General features: G+C 57.4%; 11 protein-coding genes. 4 read left to right on the plus strand and 7 right to left on the minus strand.

The features are described 5' to 3' along the window. The first annotated feature begins 279 nt into the window (after window positions 1-279). Both HNQ40_RS04730 and HNQ40_RS04735 read left to right on the plus strand, forming a co-directional pair. Window positions 280-2169 (plus strand): solute:sodium symporter family transporter, encoded by a 1890-nt coding sequence (locus HNQ40_RS04730; protein WP_221435384.1) that lies wholly within the window; start codon window positions 280-282, stop codon window positions 2167-2169. Between the two features lie 198 nt (window positions 2170-2367). Then, a complete protein-coding gene (locus tag HNQ40_RS04735; RefSeq protein ID WP_184676727.1) occupies window positions 2368-4377 on the plus strand; it encodes a Sip1-related alpha-galactosidase in 2010 nt (669 codons plus the stop codon). A gap of 282 nt (window positions 4378-4659) precedes the next feature. Here HNQ40_RS04735 and HNQ40_RS18585 read toward each other — a convergent pair whose 3' ends face one another. Beyond that, window positions 4660-5757: an integrase core domain-containing protein gene (locus tag HNQ40_RS18585; protein ID WP_221435385.1), complete on the minus strand. Its 1098-nt coding sequence runs from the start codon at window positions 5755-5757 to the stop codon at window positions 4660-4662. A 1150-nt stretch (window positions 5758-6907) separates the two neighbouring features. Here HNQ40_RS18585 and HNQ40_RS04745 point away from each other — a divergent pair. Both HNQ40_RS04745 and HNQ40_RS04750 read left to right on the plus strand, forming a co-directional pair. Further along, window positions 6908-7798 carry a type II secretion system protein gene (locus tag HNQ40_RS04745; protein WP_184676729.1) on the plus strand — a complete coding sequence of 297 codons (891 nt, stop codon included), beginning with the start codon at window positions 6908-6910 and terminating at the stop codon, window positions 7796-7798. Window positions 7799-7897: 99 nt separating this feature from the next. Continuing rightward, window positions 7898-8875, plus strand: a complete 978-nt coding sequence (locus HNQ40_RS04750; RefSeq protein ID WP_184676730.1) for an SDR family oxidoreductase — start codon at window positions 7898-7900, stop codon at window positions 8873-8875. A gap of 280 nt (window positions 8876-9155) precedes the next feature. On the opposite strand, the gene HNQ40_RS04755 is transcribed toward HNQ40_RS04750, so the two are convergent. The 6 genes from HNQ40_RS04755 to HNQ40_RS04780 all read right to left on the minus strand — a co-directional run bounded on the left by HNQ40_RS04755 (window position 9156) and on the right by HNQ40_RS04780 (window position 17725). After that, the gene (locus HNQ40_RS04755) at window positions 9156-10706 is read right to left on the minus strand and encodes a family 4 glycosyl hydrolase (RefSeq protein WP_184676731.1); all 1551 of its coding nucleotides are present in this window, start codon (window positions 10704-10706) and stop codon (window positions 9156-9158) included. A gap of 85 nt (window positions 10707-10791) precedes the next feature. Beyond that, window positions 10792-12186: a family 16 glycosylhydrolase gene (locus HNQ40_RS04760; protein ID WP_184676732.1), complete on the minus strand. Its 1395-nt coding sequence runs from the start codon at window positions 12184-12186 to the stop codon at window positions 10792-10794. A 64-nt stretch (window positions 12187-12250) separates the two neighbouring features. Then, entirely contained in the window at window positions 12251-14725 is a 2475-nt protein-coding gene (locus HNQ40_RS04765; RefSeq protein WP_184676733.1) for a glycoside hydrolase family 2 TIM barrel-domain containing protein, read from the minus strand. A gap of 18 nt (window positions 14726-14743) precedes the next feature. Next, window positions 14744-15745, minus strand: a complete 1002-nt coding sequence (locus HNQ40_RS04770) for a family 16 glycosylhydrolase (RefSeq protein ID WP_184676734.1) — start codon at window positions 15743-15745, stop codon at window positions 14744-14746. 144 nt (window positions 15746-15889) lie between these two features. Then, window positions 15890-16840: a family 16 glycosylhydrolase gene (locus HNQ40_RS04775; protein WP_221435386.1), complete on the minus strand. Its 951-nt coding sequence runs from the start codon at window positions 16838-16840 to the stop codon at window positions 15890-15892. Window positions 16841-17017: 177 nt separating this feature from the next. Then, entirely contained in the window at window positions 17018-17725 is a 708-nt protein-coding gene (locus tag HNQ40_RS04780) for a hypothetical protein (RefSeq protein ID WP_184676736.1), read from the minus strand. Window positions 17726-17825: the final 100 nt, after the last annotated feature.

Genomic DNA, 17825 nt, shown 5'->3' on the forward strand with positions numbered 1-17825 from the left:
CTAAATTTTGCTGAAAATACTTATTTTTGACTTGAAATTTAACTAAATCGTTTTATCATTATCCCGCATATTTGTGACCAGATACACGCTACACAGAATGAATTTATCTCCGTGATTCAACGACAGAAGCCAGTGGTGGCGTGGATACGACACCAGTTACCAGGGCCCACTTTTACGGCAATCGAATCTTTCACGGCCCATAGATCGCGGTCTATTACAGCCTCATACATGACTTCTTGACCGGCCCCACGCCTCTCCACCTCCATTTCGCGAGCCTCCATGACGCTGATCTCGTTTCTCTTCTTCACCGCGTTTGTCGCTGCGATCACGTTCGTCCTGACCCGTAAAGACGACCACGGAACCTCTGCGGGCTACTTCCTCGGCGGACGGCAGCTCGGCGGGATCGTCATCGCGGGTTCGCTGCTGCTGACCAATCTCTCGACCGAGCAGATGGTGGGCCTCAACGGCGCCGCGTTCACCGATGGGCTCGCCGTGATGGTCTGGGAGGTCGTGGCAGTACTCGCATTGGTGTGCATGGCGCTGTTCTTCCTGCCCCGCTTCCTGCGCAGCGGGATCGCGACCGTGCCCCAGTTCCTCGAGGCTCGCTTCGATGCAGGCACGCGGACGTTTACCGATCTGATCTTTCTCGCGGCATACGCCGTGATCCTCTTGCCGATCGTGCTCTACACCGGGGCGACCGGGCTAGTGGATATCATCAGTGTCAAAGCACTCATCGGGCTGGAAGCCAGCCAGGCCACCGTCTCGCTGCTGGGCGCGGAACTTGACGCCGACACTTTCGTACTCTGGCTGACCGTATGGGTCGTCGGGATCATCGGCTCGTGCTACGCCCTGTTCGGCGGCCTCCGCACCGTTGCGGTGTCCGACACGATCAACGGTATCGGTTTGCTCGTCGGCGGCCTGCTCATCACCGTGTTCGGCCTCGCCGCTATCAGCCACACCCTCGGCGATGGGTCGGGGGTCCTCGACGGCTGGTCGACCATGAAAGCCAACGGCGTCGAAGATAAAACTTTCAACTCCATCGGCACCAGTGACACCAGCGTGCCTTTCAGCACGATCTTCACCGGCATCGCACTGCTCAACCTCTTCTACTGGTGCACCAACCAGCAGATTATCCAACGCACGTTCGGCGCCAAAAGCCTGAAAGAAGGGCAAAAAGGCGTGTTGATCTGTGCCTTGCTCAAGCTGCTCGGGCCGCTCTACCTCGTGCTACCCGGGATCATGGCCTATGTGCTCTATAGCGACGACATCGGGTTTAAGGCCGACAAGGCCTACGGCACCCTCGTGGGCGATGTGCTGCCGCCCTACCTCGCGGGCTTCTTCGCCGCGGTCCTAGTCGGCGCGATCCTCAGCTCGTTCAACTCGGCCCTCAACGCGACCTGTACCCTCTTCTCGCTTGGCATCTACAAAAACTTCATCAACAAGCAGGCTGACGAGCAACAGACCGTCCGCTCGGGCAAGACCGTGGGCTGGATCATCGCGGTGGTGGCAATGCTCCTCGCTCCCATGCTCGCACAGACCTCGAGCATCTTCGGCTACCTGCAGACGATGAACGCTATCTACTTCATCCCGATCCTCGCGGTGGTTTTGGTGGGCATGCTCACCAAACGCGTGCCGGGCAAAGCCGCCAACATCGCGTTGGTCGTCGGCATCGTATCGCTGATGCTGGGCTATTGGGTTCCGATCGGCGAGAAGCAATCCGAGGGCACGTTCGTTGTGCCGATCGCCCAGAAAGCAGAGGAATATGCCAAATGGGAAAGCGACCCGCTCGTGGTCAGCGGCAAAGTCAGCGTCACATTTCTTGAAGAATTGACGATTGAACGCCGCGTCGTAAAGACCGGCTTCAGCGAACAAGCGCCTGCGGAACCCCCCGAATCGGTGACCTACGCTCAGTTCGCCAAGACCCAAACCGTAGCCAAGACATTCGCCCCCGATGTGATGCACCCGTTCCACTTCATGGGGCTGGTCTTCGGCTGCCTGATCGTTCTGATGCTGGCTATTGGCAAGATCTCACCCCGCCCCGAGGCTTGGGTGCACGAGCACTCGGGCGACGTCGAACTCACCCCGTGGAAGGGCGCCAAGACCATGGCCGTTGTACTTGTCATCCTAGTAATCGCGATCTACGCCTCGTTCGCGGAATTTGCTACCTAGGCCAACCCCCATATGTATCCGGAGGGTCAGTGGACCCGCAGCTGTTTGATCCCATAGAGGTAGTTACCCGTGACTGATTTTCTTAAGCGTCGCACTTTCCTGAAGACTTCGGTCGTGACGATGACCGGGGCCGGACTGGCCCCGTCCCATCTCTTGGCCCAATCCAAACCTCCCTATAGCCTCGACCCACACAAACCCATGAAGCCCCCTCTCTCACATGAACACGTGGTTACAAACCTCACCCTCGATGACGCGGGCTTTGCGGTGCTCGATGGTTCGACGGAAGCCCTCGAACTGCCCAGCCACGGCCGGATGATGGCGCTACGCCGCAACTCGCCTTACTGGACCGAGCCAGCGATGATTGGCCAGGGCGATGAGGTTCCCGAAGACACCATCCTTCTATTGTGGGAACGCCACGACCCCGCTGCACCGTTCGGCGCGATCCTGCCCTTGGCTTCAGGCAAAAGGCGAGCCTCATTGGCTGGCGGAGATGGTGGATTGCGTATTGTGGTCGATGGCCCAAGCGATGCACCAGCCGAACCAGTTGCAGCTATTGGTGCAGGCAGTAACCCCCGCAACTTGGTCGCCGAGCTTGCCGCCCGCGCCAGCGCTCGTCTTGGCACATTTAAGCTCCGTTCAGAAAAACCGCAACCCGCTTGGGCCGATCGTTTGGGTTGGTGCACCTGGAATGCGTTTTACCACGAGGTGACCGCAGAACGCGTGTTCGAAGGCCTGCAGCGGCTGCACGAGCAGGGAATCCATCCCAGCCTTCTCATCCTCGACGACGGCTGGCTGCAACACACCGACCAAAAGCTCACCCACTTCGAGCCCGATCCGACCAAGTTTCCCGATGGGCTCAAGCCGATGATAGATCGCTGCAAGTCTGAGTTTGGCGTCGAACAGTTCGGCGTCTGGCATACGCTGCAGGGCTACTGGCACGGCGTCCACCCCGACAGCCCGTTGGCCGACCACTACCGCATCGTCAACCGCCCCGGCAACACCCTGGACATTGAAAACCCAGGCGACTGGCTTAAGGGCACCCTATCCACGGTCCACCCCGACGACATCGGCCAGTTCTTCGACGATTGGCACGGCTACCTCGCCGACTCGGGCGTCGATATGGTCAAGGTCGACAACCAAGGCGGCATCATGTACTTCGGCGGAAACGAAACACAAGGCGGCTACAACCGTGTCCGCCTCGCTCACGCCTACCGTAACGCCCTGCACGCCAGCGGCACCAAACACTTCAACGGCGAAGTACTCAACTGCATGAGCATGAACAACACACTTGCCACCGCCGCCTTCCAGGGCAACGCCACCCGTAACAGCGACGACTACTTCCCCGCTCGAGTCCGCTATCAGGGCAAGCACATCCACACCAACGCCAAGAACGGCCTCTGGACCGATTGCTTCGCCGTCGCCGATTGGGACATGTTCCAGAGCGATCGGACCGAGGCGCACATGCATGCTGTCGCACGGGCGATCAGCGGCGGTCCCGTCTACCTTGCCGACAAGCCCGGCGAACACGACGGCAACCTCGCCCGCACGCTCGCAGACGAGCGCGGCCACGTCCTTCGCTACAACGCCGGATCGGGCATGCCCACCAACGACCGCTGGTTCGATAATCCAGAAGTAGAAAGCGTATTACTCAAGATCCAAAATACTCAACGTGACGCGAAGGGAAATGTACTGGTCGGCGCTATCGCGCTATTCCACTGTGGCTGGGAAGGTAATGACAGTACGCCTACCCACGAAATCGAGGCCGGCCGTGCCGAAATGCCTGCCAACGAAGCGCCTGCAATTACCGATCACTGGTCGCCTCAAGATATTGAAGGCCTAGAAGGCAAACGTTTCGCGGCGTGGTCCCCAACCAGCCAGAATCTGATAGTTCTACATGTTGACAGTAGTCAGGAAATCACGCTTAAAGGCGACGAGGCGGAACTATTCAATCTTACTCCGATACAGAATGGCTTCGCCCCGTTGGGCATCCTTGATCGCTTAAGCGGTGGCGCAGCGATTTTAGACAGAAGTCATCACAGCTGTGTCATCGGTTCCGCTGGGAGGTTCGGAGCGTACGTAGAGTTTGCGCCAAAGCGAATTGAGGTTGATGGTAAAAACTGGCAGTTCACTTATGACACTAAGACGAAATTGATGATAGTAGACTTGAATAGCTCACAATCGTTCAGTCTTTCGATCTTTGCTTCATGATCCGAATTTATACTCGGCCTATCCCGATTTGTAGGCGTTGGATAATTCCATCCTAATCACTCTCAATTTACAGCAGACAGTTGAATTTTAGAACGACCCGGTCTATTCCAATTTGTAGGCGCTCAATAATTCCACCCGAGTCACCCTCGATTTGTAACAGATGGTTCAATTTTAGAACGATCCTCCAAGTACTGGAGCGGTCTTGAATGACAACATCGATTCGCCGTACAGGCGATTCGATGTGATCTTTGAAATGCGAAGCCCAAAAGCTGAATAGCGAGTTCAAGCAGCCGACCGGAAGTAGTGCTTGAGTAAGCCACCCAATTCCGAACGACAAGTGATCTTGCCAGCGATCGGTGGCGTTTGGGCTGAACCTATTGATGGCTTATCCGCTGAGTCGAGCGTTCGATTATCGAGGCTTTGGTGAGGCCTATGGTCGCTGTAGAAAGCCACAAATGCCTGAACGATGTGATCGGCATGCCGTAGGCTAAAGCAAGCAAAGTAGTCTAGACATTCTCGCTTCACCGTCGCAATCCACGACTCAGCAAATGAGTTGGCGTTCGGAGCCTTCACCGGCGACCTCAAGACGTCGATACCCGCTAAATGCTCAAAAAGAGCATCAAAACCGGCCGTGAACTTCGTATCCCGGTCGTGGATGAGATGCGTCGCTTCAAGGCCCAGTTCTTCGAGCAACATCAATAGGTTCCGACCTTGCTGCAGTACCCACTCACCGTTTGGGTGATACGTAGCTGGAGACACCCAGACCTTGCGTGATCCCACATGGATAAAGGCTAGAAAATAGGCCTGCCGCTTACCCATCGGGGTCCAGATGCTTTTGCAGAAGAAGTCACAAGCCACCAGCGTGTTGAGGTGTAGCTTTAGGAACTGATCCCACGGCTGGAATTCATGTCGCCCCGATCGATCAGGTCTTGGCCGTGGGTTAATGCCTTCTTGCAGCAAAATCCGCCGCACACTGGTCTTACCGACCGGACACCGCAGCTTGATCAGCTCGCCCACGATCCGCAGATAACCCCAGCCCGGGTTATCCCTGGCCATCCGAGCAATCAAATCTCGAATCTGTTGCCCAATCTTCCGGGGGCGGCCGACTCGGCCCGGCTTTCGACCGCCCTGCTGCTCCCGAATCCATCGTTGATAGGTTCGGAACTGGACCACACTGATGAGATCTTTGACCTGATGCCGGAGCTCGGCCCCGATGGCTAAGAGTCGGACTCGCTCCTCTGGAGCCAAGATCAGCCGCTGCTGATCCAGACGAGATCGTAGAATCCGGTTCTCCTCACGGAGGAACCGAACCTGGGCGTCGCGGCGACGCTGCAACCACTCCTGAAGGAGGCCTATTAGCACAAACAAAGCGTGATTCACCCCAAACCCTCAAAACGCGTAACTGTAGAACTGGGAAGGCGCCAACAAATAGGAACACCCCTAGAACACGCCTCAAATGTGCTCGAATTCTACTCCCCTACAGCTCCCCCGATAGCCACGATATCGAGGGATACCCCTGCCCAACATAAGCGCGTCAGGGTCAAGCGGCCTGACATCACGCAACCTCAGATGGAGCAAATGCTTATCGATAACAACACTCTCTGACACCTGACAAAACAGACATTATTTAGCCGATTTTCGGCTGGTGATCGTGATATCTCGCAGGATTTACCCTGCCGAGTCAGAGACGGTTGTATGTATTTAAGGGAACACACCGGTGCTGTGTTTGCCAGTCCACATCCCGACCCGCCTCTATCAGGTGAAGTGATGTCGTTGAGAACGGAAACTCGCCGGCATGTCCCGCTTGTAGACTTCCGGCCCAAGGCATGTAAGCCGCATGAGTGTGAATTCGCATCCGGCCAACCCCAACCCGGACCGACAGCTCGGTCACCGTGATCCCATCGTCGATCTACGTCTCCCTCGATGAGTAGGCGGTCCCGATCGCTCGCACGATATGCGGCGGGGACACCGGCGCTAGCGATTGAACCAGATCACGCCCCTCTGGCGACAACAACACAACCTTACCCGCCAGGCGTCTAATTTGAAGCCACCGCTTCAGCCAAACTTACCACGTTTCGAGAGAACCTCTACTGCAGATGTATAGACAGAACATGAAATTGATCTCGCATGGCCCTGTCCCTGCGACAGCAGCGGCCATTTCATACAAAACACGTCAGATCCCACCAAATCATCTGTGGCAAACAGGCGATAAAACGATTGACGCTTGCCCCGTAAGTGCACAAGTAGATACCAAGAACATCAAACCATCGTTCGCAATCACCGCATGACCAGCGTATAGCGAAATCGCCATCTATTAAAGTCAAGTAGACAAGATTGACCTAACGGGTTAGCGGTAAGATATATGGCCAAACTTATCCTGACCGCATAATTATACAGCAACCATATCTAATACCGTAGCCCGCTTAAGACATTCAAAACATCGGCTACATCTCAGTATTTGTGTCGTAATACTTTGCCAAATCCACAATACCATTTCTCGGTATATACGCATATCACAAAGGATCTCATCATGCATCTACGCTTCAATACACTCGAATCAAAATCTGGATTCACCTTAATTGAATTGTTAGTGGTCATAAGTATTATCGCTCTGCTGATTGGGATACTGCTTCCCGCCTTGGGAGCAGCACGACGTTCAGGACGCCAATTGGCGAACTCCACTCAGCTACGAGGCATCCATCAAGGAATGGTCGTATTCGCACAATCAAATAAGAGTGGCGGTAAGGATGGATACTTCCCAAGACTCGATGTTGATGGAAAAGTAGCGATTACGCCGGCAGCCGTAGCCGGCCAAAGTTATGGCTTCGCCATCGCTGGTGATAAAGCGGGTCTACCACAAGCCGTATATGTAGAAATGCTCAATGCGAATGCGATTCCGCCTGAATACTGCCTAAATCCAGCTGATGCAGACGGTGAAGAAGCAACACTGGATGCCGCAAGTTCCGGCGGGATCATCACAGGGCGGAACTATTCATACGCCATGCTGGATTTCGGCGCCCCTCCTGGCGTCGGAAGCACACCAACCCGCAAGGATGTAGCACTCGAGTGGTCCGAGACGCTCAATACCAAAGCCGTGATTATGGCAGACTTCAATACCGGCGTTAATGCAAACAACAAAAGCTCCGTTTGGACCGAGCGAAATGACGGCACCGGCATCAACGAATGGATCGGAACGATTGTTCGCAATGACAACTCAACGTCGTTCGAAACTAGCCCAGGGGTTGAGCAAACTCAATATGGAGCAGCAAAATCTGTTCCCGTGGACGACATCTTCGCCAATGGCAATGGAGCTGGGGAGGAAGTTTGGACAAGCCCCGCTGATAACCAAAACAAAAACGCCTTCATGATCCTTAACCGACTAGCGATCTCCGCCCAAGGCAATTTCACCCGAGATGATTGATTCATTAATCAAATCAGTATCGTAAGACGTACACAAATCGTTTTAATCACTAATGGCCCACTTACTGCCGTTTTATTTATACAAGACTGTACCAAAACAATGAACCGTCGCGAATTATTACTTGCCGGTGCCGCTGCTTGTTTATACTCCCAAACCGCAAGAACCGAGGCGCAACCAGCCAATAAAGCAGACTTAAACAATAAGACAATTTTAATTACCGGAGCCTCGAGCGGATTCGGCAGGCTTGGCGCTGAGCATTATGCACGGCTAGGAGCCAAGGTGATTGCCAGCATGCGCAACATGCCACGGCCGGAAGCCGAAGCATTGTCAGCCCTAGCTGCGAAAGACAACCTTGACCTCCACGTAGTCGAGATCGATGTACTCGATGAAGAAAGCGTGACACGAGGCGTAAACGAAGCGATCGAGATCTGTGGCGGCGTCCCCGATGTGCTGATCAACAACGCGGGCATCGCGATCGTTGGCCCGGTCGAAGCGCAGGACGAGACGGCCACGAAACTCGCCTACGACACCAATGTCTTCGGGTATCAACGCATGCAACGGGCGGTGCTGCCGTTGATGCGTCATCGCGGGTCGGGCCACATCATTAATCTGTCTTCGCAATCGGGCCGGGTGATCTGGCCGGGCCTGGGGCACTATTGTCCGACTAAGTTTGCGATCGAAGCGATGTCGGAATCGCTCGCCTACGAGCTTTCGTCGTTCGGCGTCGAGGTCACGCTGATTCAGCCGGGCGGCTACCCCACCGAGCTATGGAATACGCGTGAAAAGCTCACGGCAGATTTGAAGGCACGATCCGAAGCGAAGTATCTGGAAGGGTACGGCGAGATGGCCGACAACATGGGCTCGGGGAACATCCCCAATCTGCAGGGTGACCTGATGGATGTGCCCAAAGCAATCGCTTCCGCCATCGCGGCGCCTTCAGGCAAGAAGCCGATGCGCGTGATGGTTAGCGCAAGCGGGCATCCCCAGTCATCCATCAATTCTGAGAACCGGGAAACACACCTTAAGCTTTTAGGGCGCGGTCCCTACAAAGACGCGGTTCGTTCGGTCCAAGACTAACGATTGGGCCGCTAGACTTTCTATAACACGTGAAGCAAGCGAATCGAATCCGGTCACGGGTTCTCTATCGTAATACTATCGTGTTTGATCATCCATCGGTTTGAGATAGCCAAGAGCCGGGAATTCATAATCACAGTGTTTTAATTATTTTCCTGAAATAAGTGGGGCTCCACCGGATCATTTTTGTGGAGCGATTACAAGTTTATTTCAGCGGTTATACCACTGTGTGGAATTCAAGCCGTTGCCGTTTCAGCGCCGGACAGGTCGAAGTTCTTGGTGATCAGCTGTACTCCGGCAGGAACTCACGTTCCGCGTCAAACATCTCCATGGTCATCATCTCGATCTCACGCGGTGTGAGCACCGCGGCACATAGAGGGTCTAACATGAGTGCGTGGGCGGCCGCCTGCTTGCTGCGATGGATGATGGATTGGGCCGCGAGGTCGAACATCGCCATGTTGCTTGCGCAGATGTGTGCCATCTGTGGCGGCAGACTACCGTAACGTGTCGGTTGGATGCCGTTCTTGTCGACGTAGCACGCCACTTCGACGCAGCCATCGCCCGGGAGGTTGGTGATGAGTTTGCCTGCTTCTCCGCGTGAGGTTTTGCCCAGAGCGGTAGCGTGGTTCATGACGTTGCCGTGGATACGCAAGGGGGCGTTCTTCTCCATCGCTTCGATGATCCACGAGCCGTACTCCCAAGATCGGTTGAGATCGAACGCCTCTTCGCCCGTCACCCAGCGGTTGCGTTGTTCATCCATGTGTTTGCGCCAGCTCGGCCAGTTGCTCGCGTAGAACCGGCTTCCGCCGTGGTACCCCAAACGCAGCAGTTTCTTCCCTTCCTCCGACTTGCGGTAGTACGGGAGGTATTCCGACAGGTGGCCCGAGCTCTCGGTGATGAAGGCACCGAAATGCACGCACATGTCCTTGCGGATGAGCTCCTCGAATTCATATTGCTTTTCAGCGGTTTCCCCGTTTGAGTCGCCGCGGTTATCAAACGATGCTTTGCCCGCCTCGGCCTCGGCGATCCCCGCTTCGAGGTCTCGGCGGAACTGTTCGAAGAGCCGACTCTCGTACAGATCCCGGCCGCGGTGCTCAAGCTTGGTGAACCACGCCAGGTGGTTGATGCCGGCACATTCCCAGTCGAGTTCGTCGTAGGGCACCTCGGCCAGGTCGGCCAAGAGGTGGCTGGTGCCCTGCACGGAGTGACACAAGCCCACCACCGGCACCTCGGGGATCGCGCGGCCGGCGGCGAGCACCATCATGTTCATGGGGTTGGTGTAGTTGAGCATGACCGCGCCCGGACACAACTCACGCATGTCGCGCAGGATGTCAAGAAACACGGGGACGGTCCGCAGGCCTTTGAACAAGCCGCCGGGGCCGATGGTGTCGCCGATGCATTGATCGACGCCGTACTTGAGCGGGATGTCGTTGTCCCAGGCCACGCAGTCGAGCCCCGAGACTTCGACACTACACACCGCGTAGTGCGCACCGGGCAATACCGCTCGTCGATCGGTCGTGGATTGAACCGACCATCCGCCTTGCTTTCCCAGATCGCTTATGATTTTCTCGACGACCTGGGTCGTGAGTGCCAAGCGGTCAGCGTCGATATCGACCAGCCGTAATTCACCCCGATCGGCGGATTCAATGGTCAGGATGTCGCGACATATCTTCGGGCAGAAGGTCGAACCCGCGCCAAGAAACACCACATTAATCGGGCGATCGATACGCCCGGGCAACGGAGTCGTGGACTCCGCCGCCTTGGTGTGTGCGTCGTGTCCTTTTGCGTCATCGTCAACCTCAGAGATCACAGGCGTGTCCAGGCTTGCGGGCATTGGAGGGCTCCATCTTTGTTTTGACCAACTTCATTCCAGCCAGCGAGAAGAAGTATGTTGCGCGGCATCCGACAAACCCGCCGCCTTAGTCTTTGATTGTGGTCAAATCGATCGACTCGTAAAGCTCGAACGCATCGGCAAGGGCGCGGTTGGTGCTGGTGTCGTTGGTAAAGAAGATTGTTGCGGTGTCGCTATCGGGGCCGGTCGTAAACTCGAGGCTGCTCCGGTAGAAGTCCGAGCGGAATAGCGTCCGGCGGATCGGCTCGCCGCCGTAGTCTTTCACGCCCAGCCAGGCGTTTTCCCAGACGTCTTTCCCGTTGGTTCCGGGCAGGCGTGCCCATGTGCTGAGGATGTACGTCGTGTTCGGCTGAACATTCACGGTCTGCGAAACCGTGCTGCTGCTCTCGCCGAGCGCCACGACCTTCCGGCCGTCCTGGGCTTTGTTTGAGATCACGCGGGTGTCGCCATCGAGGACCCAGCCGCGCGAGCCGGCTTCGAATGAGGGGTTGGCGAGTAGGTTTTCGGGGTTGTTCGGGACTGGAACCGTGGCATCCCCGCTACGCTGCCAGATGCGGACATAATCCACATTGAAAATCAGCCCCTCGCCCGGGAAGTCCTCGGCGGTGACGTCGGCGGGGTTCATCTCCCATGGGAAGAACTCACAGTCGAGCCAAACCTTCATCATCCCGTCTGCGACCCAGTTGTCGCCGATCTCGGTGCGCGAGATGTGGCGTATGAGTCGGCCGTCGATATAGATGCTGATGAAGTTCGGGTCCCACTCCAGGCCGTAGACGTGGTAGTCCTCGCCGATGCGGAAATCCAGGAGGTGGTCGTTGGTCCAGACGCGCTGCGACCAAGTCGGTGATTCGGGGTCACGCCAGTCGTGAAACGAGGTGTGGTAGCGCTGGTCCGATTCCGGGTTCTTGGGGTTTCGTCCGAAGTGTTCGAACACGTCGAGCTCGCCGTTGCCGCCGATCGCCCAGAAAGCGCTCGAGATCGGTCCGTCGGCGGCTTTGCATCGGGTCTCCATGTAGCCGTAACGAAATTCCGCTTTGGTGATGACCGCGGCGGTGGTGATGTTTTCGTATTTGTTGCCGTTGTTGATCTTGTCGGTGAACGGGAAGTCGGGTTCCCACTTGGTCACAATCTGCAGCTCCCCGTCGCGGACCCGGGCGTTGCGGGGGACGAACTGGGAAGGTGCTCGGCCCATGAAGTGGTTGTTGTAATGGTCGTCGGTGCCCTGGACGTGCCATTTCTCGGTATCAAGCGTCGGGCCGTTGAACTCGTCGCTGACCTCCGGGACCAGCACCCAGCCGCCTTTGTTCTGGGGGTCGGTGTGTGGGGTGAAAGACTGCTGTGGCAGGTCTGAATCCATGGGTTCTCCCGCGATCCCGTGGCAACCCAGCAAGACACAAGGCACCACCAACCCCATGATCTTGGCGAACCAGGGCTTCGAATGTGCAGTTTGATTGGCATGCATCGTGTTATCTCCGGGCGCTTTGTTCATCAGTATTTTGATATTCGTATCAGCCGACACAACAGGTTTATTCAACTTCCACCTGGGCCGTGCCGGGCTGAATACGCGGGTCGCTTGCACCCGCGGTGATCTGAAGCGACGAGGGGGTGTCGGTGGCCTGCAACATCAGCAAGGCCCGGCCGAAGGCGGTCGTAACCTGGTGGCGTTTGAAACTTTCGAGTTTTGAGGTGTCGCCACAATCGGTTCCGAGGAACGTGTGTTCGCCGTTGATCTCAAAGGTGAGTTCGGCGTCCTCGTATTTCACGTTCCGGCCTTGCTCGTCGATCAGTTGAGCGACAACGTGAGCCACGTCGGTCTTGTTGGCCGCCATGCGGTCGCGGTCGGGGGTGAGGCGAATGCCGACAGTTTGACCAACGGTTTGCAGAACGGTTTCGGTGCTCGTTCCGCCGAATTGGCCAACGGCTTTCAGCTCGCCCGCTTCATACGGGACCGCCCACTTGTAGATATGGTCGGCTTGATCCTCGAGGCGCTGCGTGCCACAGGTTTGCCCATTCAGGAAGAGCTCAACCGATTCGCAGTTGGAGTAGACCTCAACGACCGTGGCTTCGCCTGGTTCATAGTTCCAGTGTGGGTTGACCGCCTGCCACTCGCGGGGCGCGTTTTCCCAGGCGCCGGGTTCTTTCTCGACCGCCCTACCCGATTCGTCTCTGCGGAAGATCGATCGCGCTTCGGTCTGGGTGTACATCGCCAGCACCGGGATGTCGTCACGCCACAGCGATTGGTACATGTAGAACGAGCCGCGGGGGAAGCCCGCCACGTCGAGCGGGCCTTGCGGCGTGACCTTGACGGGCCAGTGTTCCTCACGGCATTCGCCCATGTAATCGACACCGGTCCAGAGGAAGACACCCGCGATGAATTCGCGCTCGGCGGCGGCCTTCCACTCGTACCACTGCGGGACGTTCTCGGTGCCCATCATGCAGTAGTCGCCGTAGGTTTCTTTGAAGTAGTCGTACTTGTCGGGCTTGTAGCTGAAGCCGACGACGTCGAGCACTTCGGTGTAGCCGGTCTCGAAGCTAGACGTGGGCAGGATGCAGTTGGCCGTGACCGGGCGGGTGGTGTCGAGTTCCCGGGTCCAGTCGGCGAGCTTGCGGGCGGTGTCGCCGATGTTGAATGTCTGCTCGGGGTAGTCGACCCAAAACGCGCGGACCTGTTCGACACTGTGCGGGGGGATGCTGGTACGCCACAGCGTCCAGTCCATTGTGTCGTTGGCGTCGGTGTTCTTGAAGATCCCCGTCGCTTCGCGGTTCCCGGGGTAGGTCCATTCGATCTCGTTGCCGATACTCCATTGGAAGATGCTGGGGTGGTTGCGGCTGGAACGCATGACGTTCTTGAGGTCGGTCTCGGCCCACGTTTGGAAGTGCTGTGAGTGGCCACGGGTAATCGTGTCCACCTGCTTGTCCTGCATGTTGAATCGCTTGTCTTTCGGCAGGTCCCACTCGTCGTAGAACTCGTTCTGAACAAGCAGGCCCAGCTCGTCGCAGAGGTCGAGGAACTCGTCGGACGCGGGGTTGTGTGCGCTGCGGATGGCGTTGCAGCCGCCGTCCTTGAGCAGCGCAAGGCGGCGCCGCCAAACATCTTTGGGAACGGCGGTTCCGACCACGCCCGCGTCGTGGTGCAGGCAGACGCCCTTGACCTTCAGGCTGCGCCCGTTGAGGAAGAACCCCTGGTCTTTGTCGAAATAGAAACGACGGATGCCAAAGCGGGTGACGCGGGTTTCGAGGGGCTGTCCGTCGACCGCGAGGTAGGTGTTCGCGGTGTAGAGGTTGGGGGCGTCAACATCCCAAAGCATGGGGCTGCTGACCTGGGTTTGCAGGGTGATCGTGGACGTGGCGCCGGCGGCAAGATCAAACGCCGACCGAGCGGTCGCCACCACCGTGCCGTTGGCGTCCAGGATGTCGGTCACGGCCTGCCCCTCACGTGCCTGGGGGTGGTCGTTCGCAACCTCGACGCGCACTTCGACCGTGGCGAGATCGGTTGAAACATCGGGCGTCGTGACGAAGGTGCCCCACACCGGGATGTGGAGCTTGTCAGTCACCAGCAGGAGCACGTCGCGGTAGATGCCCGAGCCGGTGTACCACCGCGAATCGGCGTATCGGCTGTGGTCGACGCGCACCGAGATCCGGTTGTCGTTGCCCGCGGGTTCGAGCAGGTCGGTGAGGTCGTAATAGGTCGGGGCATAGCCGTAGGGGTGGTCGCCGAGCTTGATCCCGTTGAGCCAGAACTCGGCGTTGTTGTATACCCCGTCGAAAACGATGTAGCACTTCTCGTGCTTTGTGGTCGGCGTGGAAAACGTCTTGGTGTACCAGCCGATCCCGCCGGGCAGGAAGGCGGTGCAGCCCTCGAGGTCCGGGTCGAAATCGCTTTCGATCGACCAGTCGTGCGGGAGCGTGACCGTCCGCCAGCCTTCGGGCTGATAGGTCGTGAGGGTATAGTCGTCGGAGTCACTGAGCGTGAACAGCCAGTCGTCGTTGAACTTGATCATACTTCTGAAAGAGGTTGGCTATGGGTTGGCGGTAATGGCTGACTGCTTCATCTGTTCGTGGGTCTGCCAAACGCGGACGTATTCAATCTCGTAATCGACCACACCATCACCGCGCAGCTCGGGCGGGCTCCCGGCTTCGAGTTCTTCCTTTGAAGTCGGTATCCCGACCCAGGGGAAGATCTCGTTATCGATCCAGAGGTGGATCGGCACCGTTGCGACGTAGCCGTCGTAGTCTTCTGGGACTTGGGGCATGCTTCGGTTTTCCAGTGCCCAACGGTGCGCATCCTCGGCGGATACATCTGAGAACAGCTTCCCGTCGATGAAGTACTTGATGCCGTCTTCGCTCCACTCAACGCCCCAGATGTGAAAGTCGTCCGCCACGTTGAAACCCACATCGCGTTTCTCGGTGTACGTGGGTTTGCCGTAGGGCTTCACCTTCCAGTCGCGGATGGACCACCACAGCAGGCTGTCGAGGTAGTCGTTCTTCTCGGGGTCGTTGCTGTGGCCCACGAGCTCGTAGAAATCGAACTCCAAGCCATCGCCCATCGACCAGAACCCCGAGGCGACCTCGGCGGGGGCGGCTTTGCTTTTGATCTCGACGTAGCCGTACTTGAACTCACGTCGACCGATGAAGCAGGCGGTGGTGATGTTTTCGTAGGGCACCGACGGGCCGAAGTGAGGCTTGGGGACGTCTTCAGAGAACGGGAAATCGGGTTCCCATCGCGTCTCCAGGATAAGCTTGCCGTCTTCCAATCGATAGTTACGGCCAGAGAATTGTGAAGGCGCTCGGCCCTTCCACACCTTCTTGTTTGGATTGTCGGGGTGGATGTATTGGGGGCGGCCGTCTTCGAATTTGCCGACGATAAACCAGCGGTCTTCATCGATGGTGTCGCCGTCGAATTCGTCACTTACTCGTTCGTTGTAGATCCACGCGCCTTCGTTGGCGGGATCGGAATACGGCAGCGGATGGGTGACGTCTGCTTGAGCCAGTACGCTGAACCCCACGAGAAAAACCGTCATGGCCAGATTGAGATGAGAGAGTGGGGTGCGCACAAGGGGCCTGCTTTCAAATGCAATGTGCCTGATGGTTCCGGTGGAATGACCAATGGCGGCCGAGCGGGTGAAGATCTATGAAGCCGTTGATCGACAAGGTGTCGGGGCTCTTTAGCGATTGCCCTTCATCTGTTCGCGGGTCTGCCAGACGCGGACGTATTCGACTTCGAACTCGACTTTTCCGTCGCCCTGCTTATGCGGGGGTTCGTTCTTCTCCAGGTCTTCCTGGCTTTCGGGGAGGCTCGCCCACGGGAAGGCCTCTTGGTCGATCCAGAGGTAGACCGGTGCCATCGCGACTTCCCAGCCGTCGTAACCCTCGTCGACTTCCGGTCGGTTTTTCAGAGCCCAGGCCCGGACCTGATCCGCGGAGACTTCGGAGAACAGCTCGCCGTCGACGAAGTACTTCACGCCGTGCTCGTTCCACTCGAAGCCATAGACGTGGAAGTCGTCCGCGACCCGGAAGCCCAGGTCTTTCTTCTCGGTGTACACCGGCTTGCCGAGCACCGGCCGTTCCCAGTCGCGGATGGACCACCAGAGCTGGCGCTCGTTCTGTTTCTTGTGCGGCTCGTCATAAGCGCCGAACAGTTCGAAGAAGTCGATCTCAAGCCCATTGCCCAGCGACCAGAACGCACTGGAGATCTCGGCGTCGGCGGCCTTGCTCTTGATCTCGATGTAGCCGTACTGGAATGCCCGGCGGCCGATGAAGCAGGCCGTGGTCAGGTTCTCGTAGGGCAGCGCGGGGCCGTGGTGCGGCTGGTGGATGGTCTTCTCAAACGGGAAATCGGGTTCCCAACGGGTCTCGAGGATCAGCTTGCCGTCTTCCAATCGATAGTTACGCCCCGAAAACTGGGACGGCGCTCGCCCCTTCCAGACCCGTTTATTGGGGTTGTCGGGATGCCGATAGAAAGGTTTGCCGTCTTCAAATTTGCCGACGATGTACCACTTGTCTTCATCCACGGCGGGTTCATCAAACTCGTCGCTGACTTCGCCGTTGTAGATCCATTGGCCTTGGTTGTTTGGGTCCGAAAGCGGCAGGAAATCGCCCTCTCCGGCGGACGCCACGGGGGCCAGGGCCCATGCCGAACAGTAAGTTGCGCTTGCCAATGCGGTCGCGATGAATCTCATGGAATTGCTTTCTGGTTTCGTGATGGGCCAACGAGGAATTGAGGCTCAAACCTTGGATGCCGTAGCTGCCGACGAATGGTCACGCCGGTTCAATTGAAATGCTCGTGGAGGAACTCACTCGGGTTCAGCGCTCGGCGTAGATTCGCCGGGATGGACCTCCAGCCTGACGGCATCGAAACGAGGGAAGATCGAGCGCCCGCCTTCGGGCGATTGAGGGTCGACGAGTTCAAGCCCCAGGAAAACGGTTTTGCCGATGTCTTGTTCGGTCGTCGTGTAGAAGCCATCGGCAGACACGGTCAGCCAGGTCCCTGTGATCATGAGCTGGGTCGACGCAACGATCTCGATGTCGGCGACCTCGGTGCTGGTGTTTAGATTTTTGGCCACCGTGAAGAGCACGGCGTTGATGTACTCGTCGCCGTGATAATTAGCGGTTCTGCCGAACTGATGCAGAGCCATCTCGATGCTGAAAGACTCCCCCGCCGACTGGATGGTGTAGCCCGTGTCGTTCGCGGCGTAGCGGTCGCCTTGCGAGCTGTCGTCGTTATCGAACAGGTACGCCGCCTGCCGGTCATTACGGCCGTCGGCCGCGCTGTCGGGGCTGCCGTTTGTTCCCTGGAGCGTGCCAAACGTGGTCGAGGTTTCATTGCCTCCGATGAGATGCCAATGGCTCACGTTTTTGTACGCCACCGCCTTTGAGCCAAACGCCTCGGCCTCGAAGTTACCGTTGCCGATCTCGTCGCCAATAATCGTCTCTCCATACATCGAACTGGTAATCGCAAGATTCGCCAGCAAGGCGTATGCAACGGACCGGGTAATTTTCATCTGAACCTATCCTTAATCGAGCCGTGGAGGGGCAAAGAAACAAAGTGGAGTCGGATGCGATCCGACCTAGATGCGTACAACGCGATGACTGTGCCATCGC

The organism is Algisphaera agarilytica (assembly GCF_014207595.1).
GTDB lineage: Bacteria > Planctomycetota > Phycisphaerae > Phycisphaerales > Phycisphaeraceae > Algisphaera > Algisphaera agarilytica.

Coding starts and splice junctions, on each gene's coding strand:
- HNQ40_RS04780 (WP_184676736.1), bottom strand. CDS start 17,725: ATGAAAATTACCCGGTCCGTTGCATACGCCTTGCTGGCGAATCTTGCG.
- HNQ40_RS04750 (WP_184676730.1), top strand. CDS start 7,898: ATGAACCGTCGCGAATTATTACTTGCCGGTGCCGCTGCTTGTTTATAC.
- HNQ40_RS04760 (WP_184676732.1), bottom strand. CDS start 12,186: ATGCATGCCAATCAAACTGCACATTCGAAGCCCTGGTTCGCCAAGATC.
- HNQ40_RS04770 (WP_184676734.1), bottom strand. CDS start 15,745: ATGACGGTTTTTCTCGTGGGGTTCAGCGTACTGGCTCAAGCAGACGTC.
- HNQ40_RS04745 (WP_184676729.1), top strand. CDS start 6,908: ATGCATCTACGCTTCAATACACTCGAATCAAAATCTGGATTCACCTTA.
- HNQ40_RS04730 (WP_221435384.1), top strand. CDS start 280: ATGACGCTGATCTCGTTTCTCTTCTTCACCGCGTTTGTCGCTGCGATC.
- HNQ40_RS04765 (WP_184676733.1), bottom strand. CDS start 14,725: ATGATCAAGTTCAACGACGACTGGCTGTTCACGCTCAGTGACTCCGAC.
- HNQ40_RS04735 (WP_184676727.1), top strand. CDS start 2,368: ATGAAGCCCCCTCTCTCACATGAACACGTGGTTACAAACCTCACCCTC.
- HNQ40_RS04755 (WP_184676731.1), bottom strand. CDS start 10,706: ATGCCCGCAAGCCTGGACACGCCTGTGATCTCTGAGGTTGACGATGAC.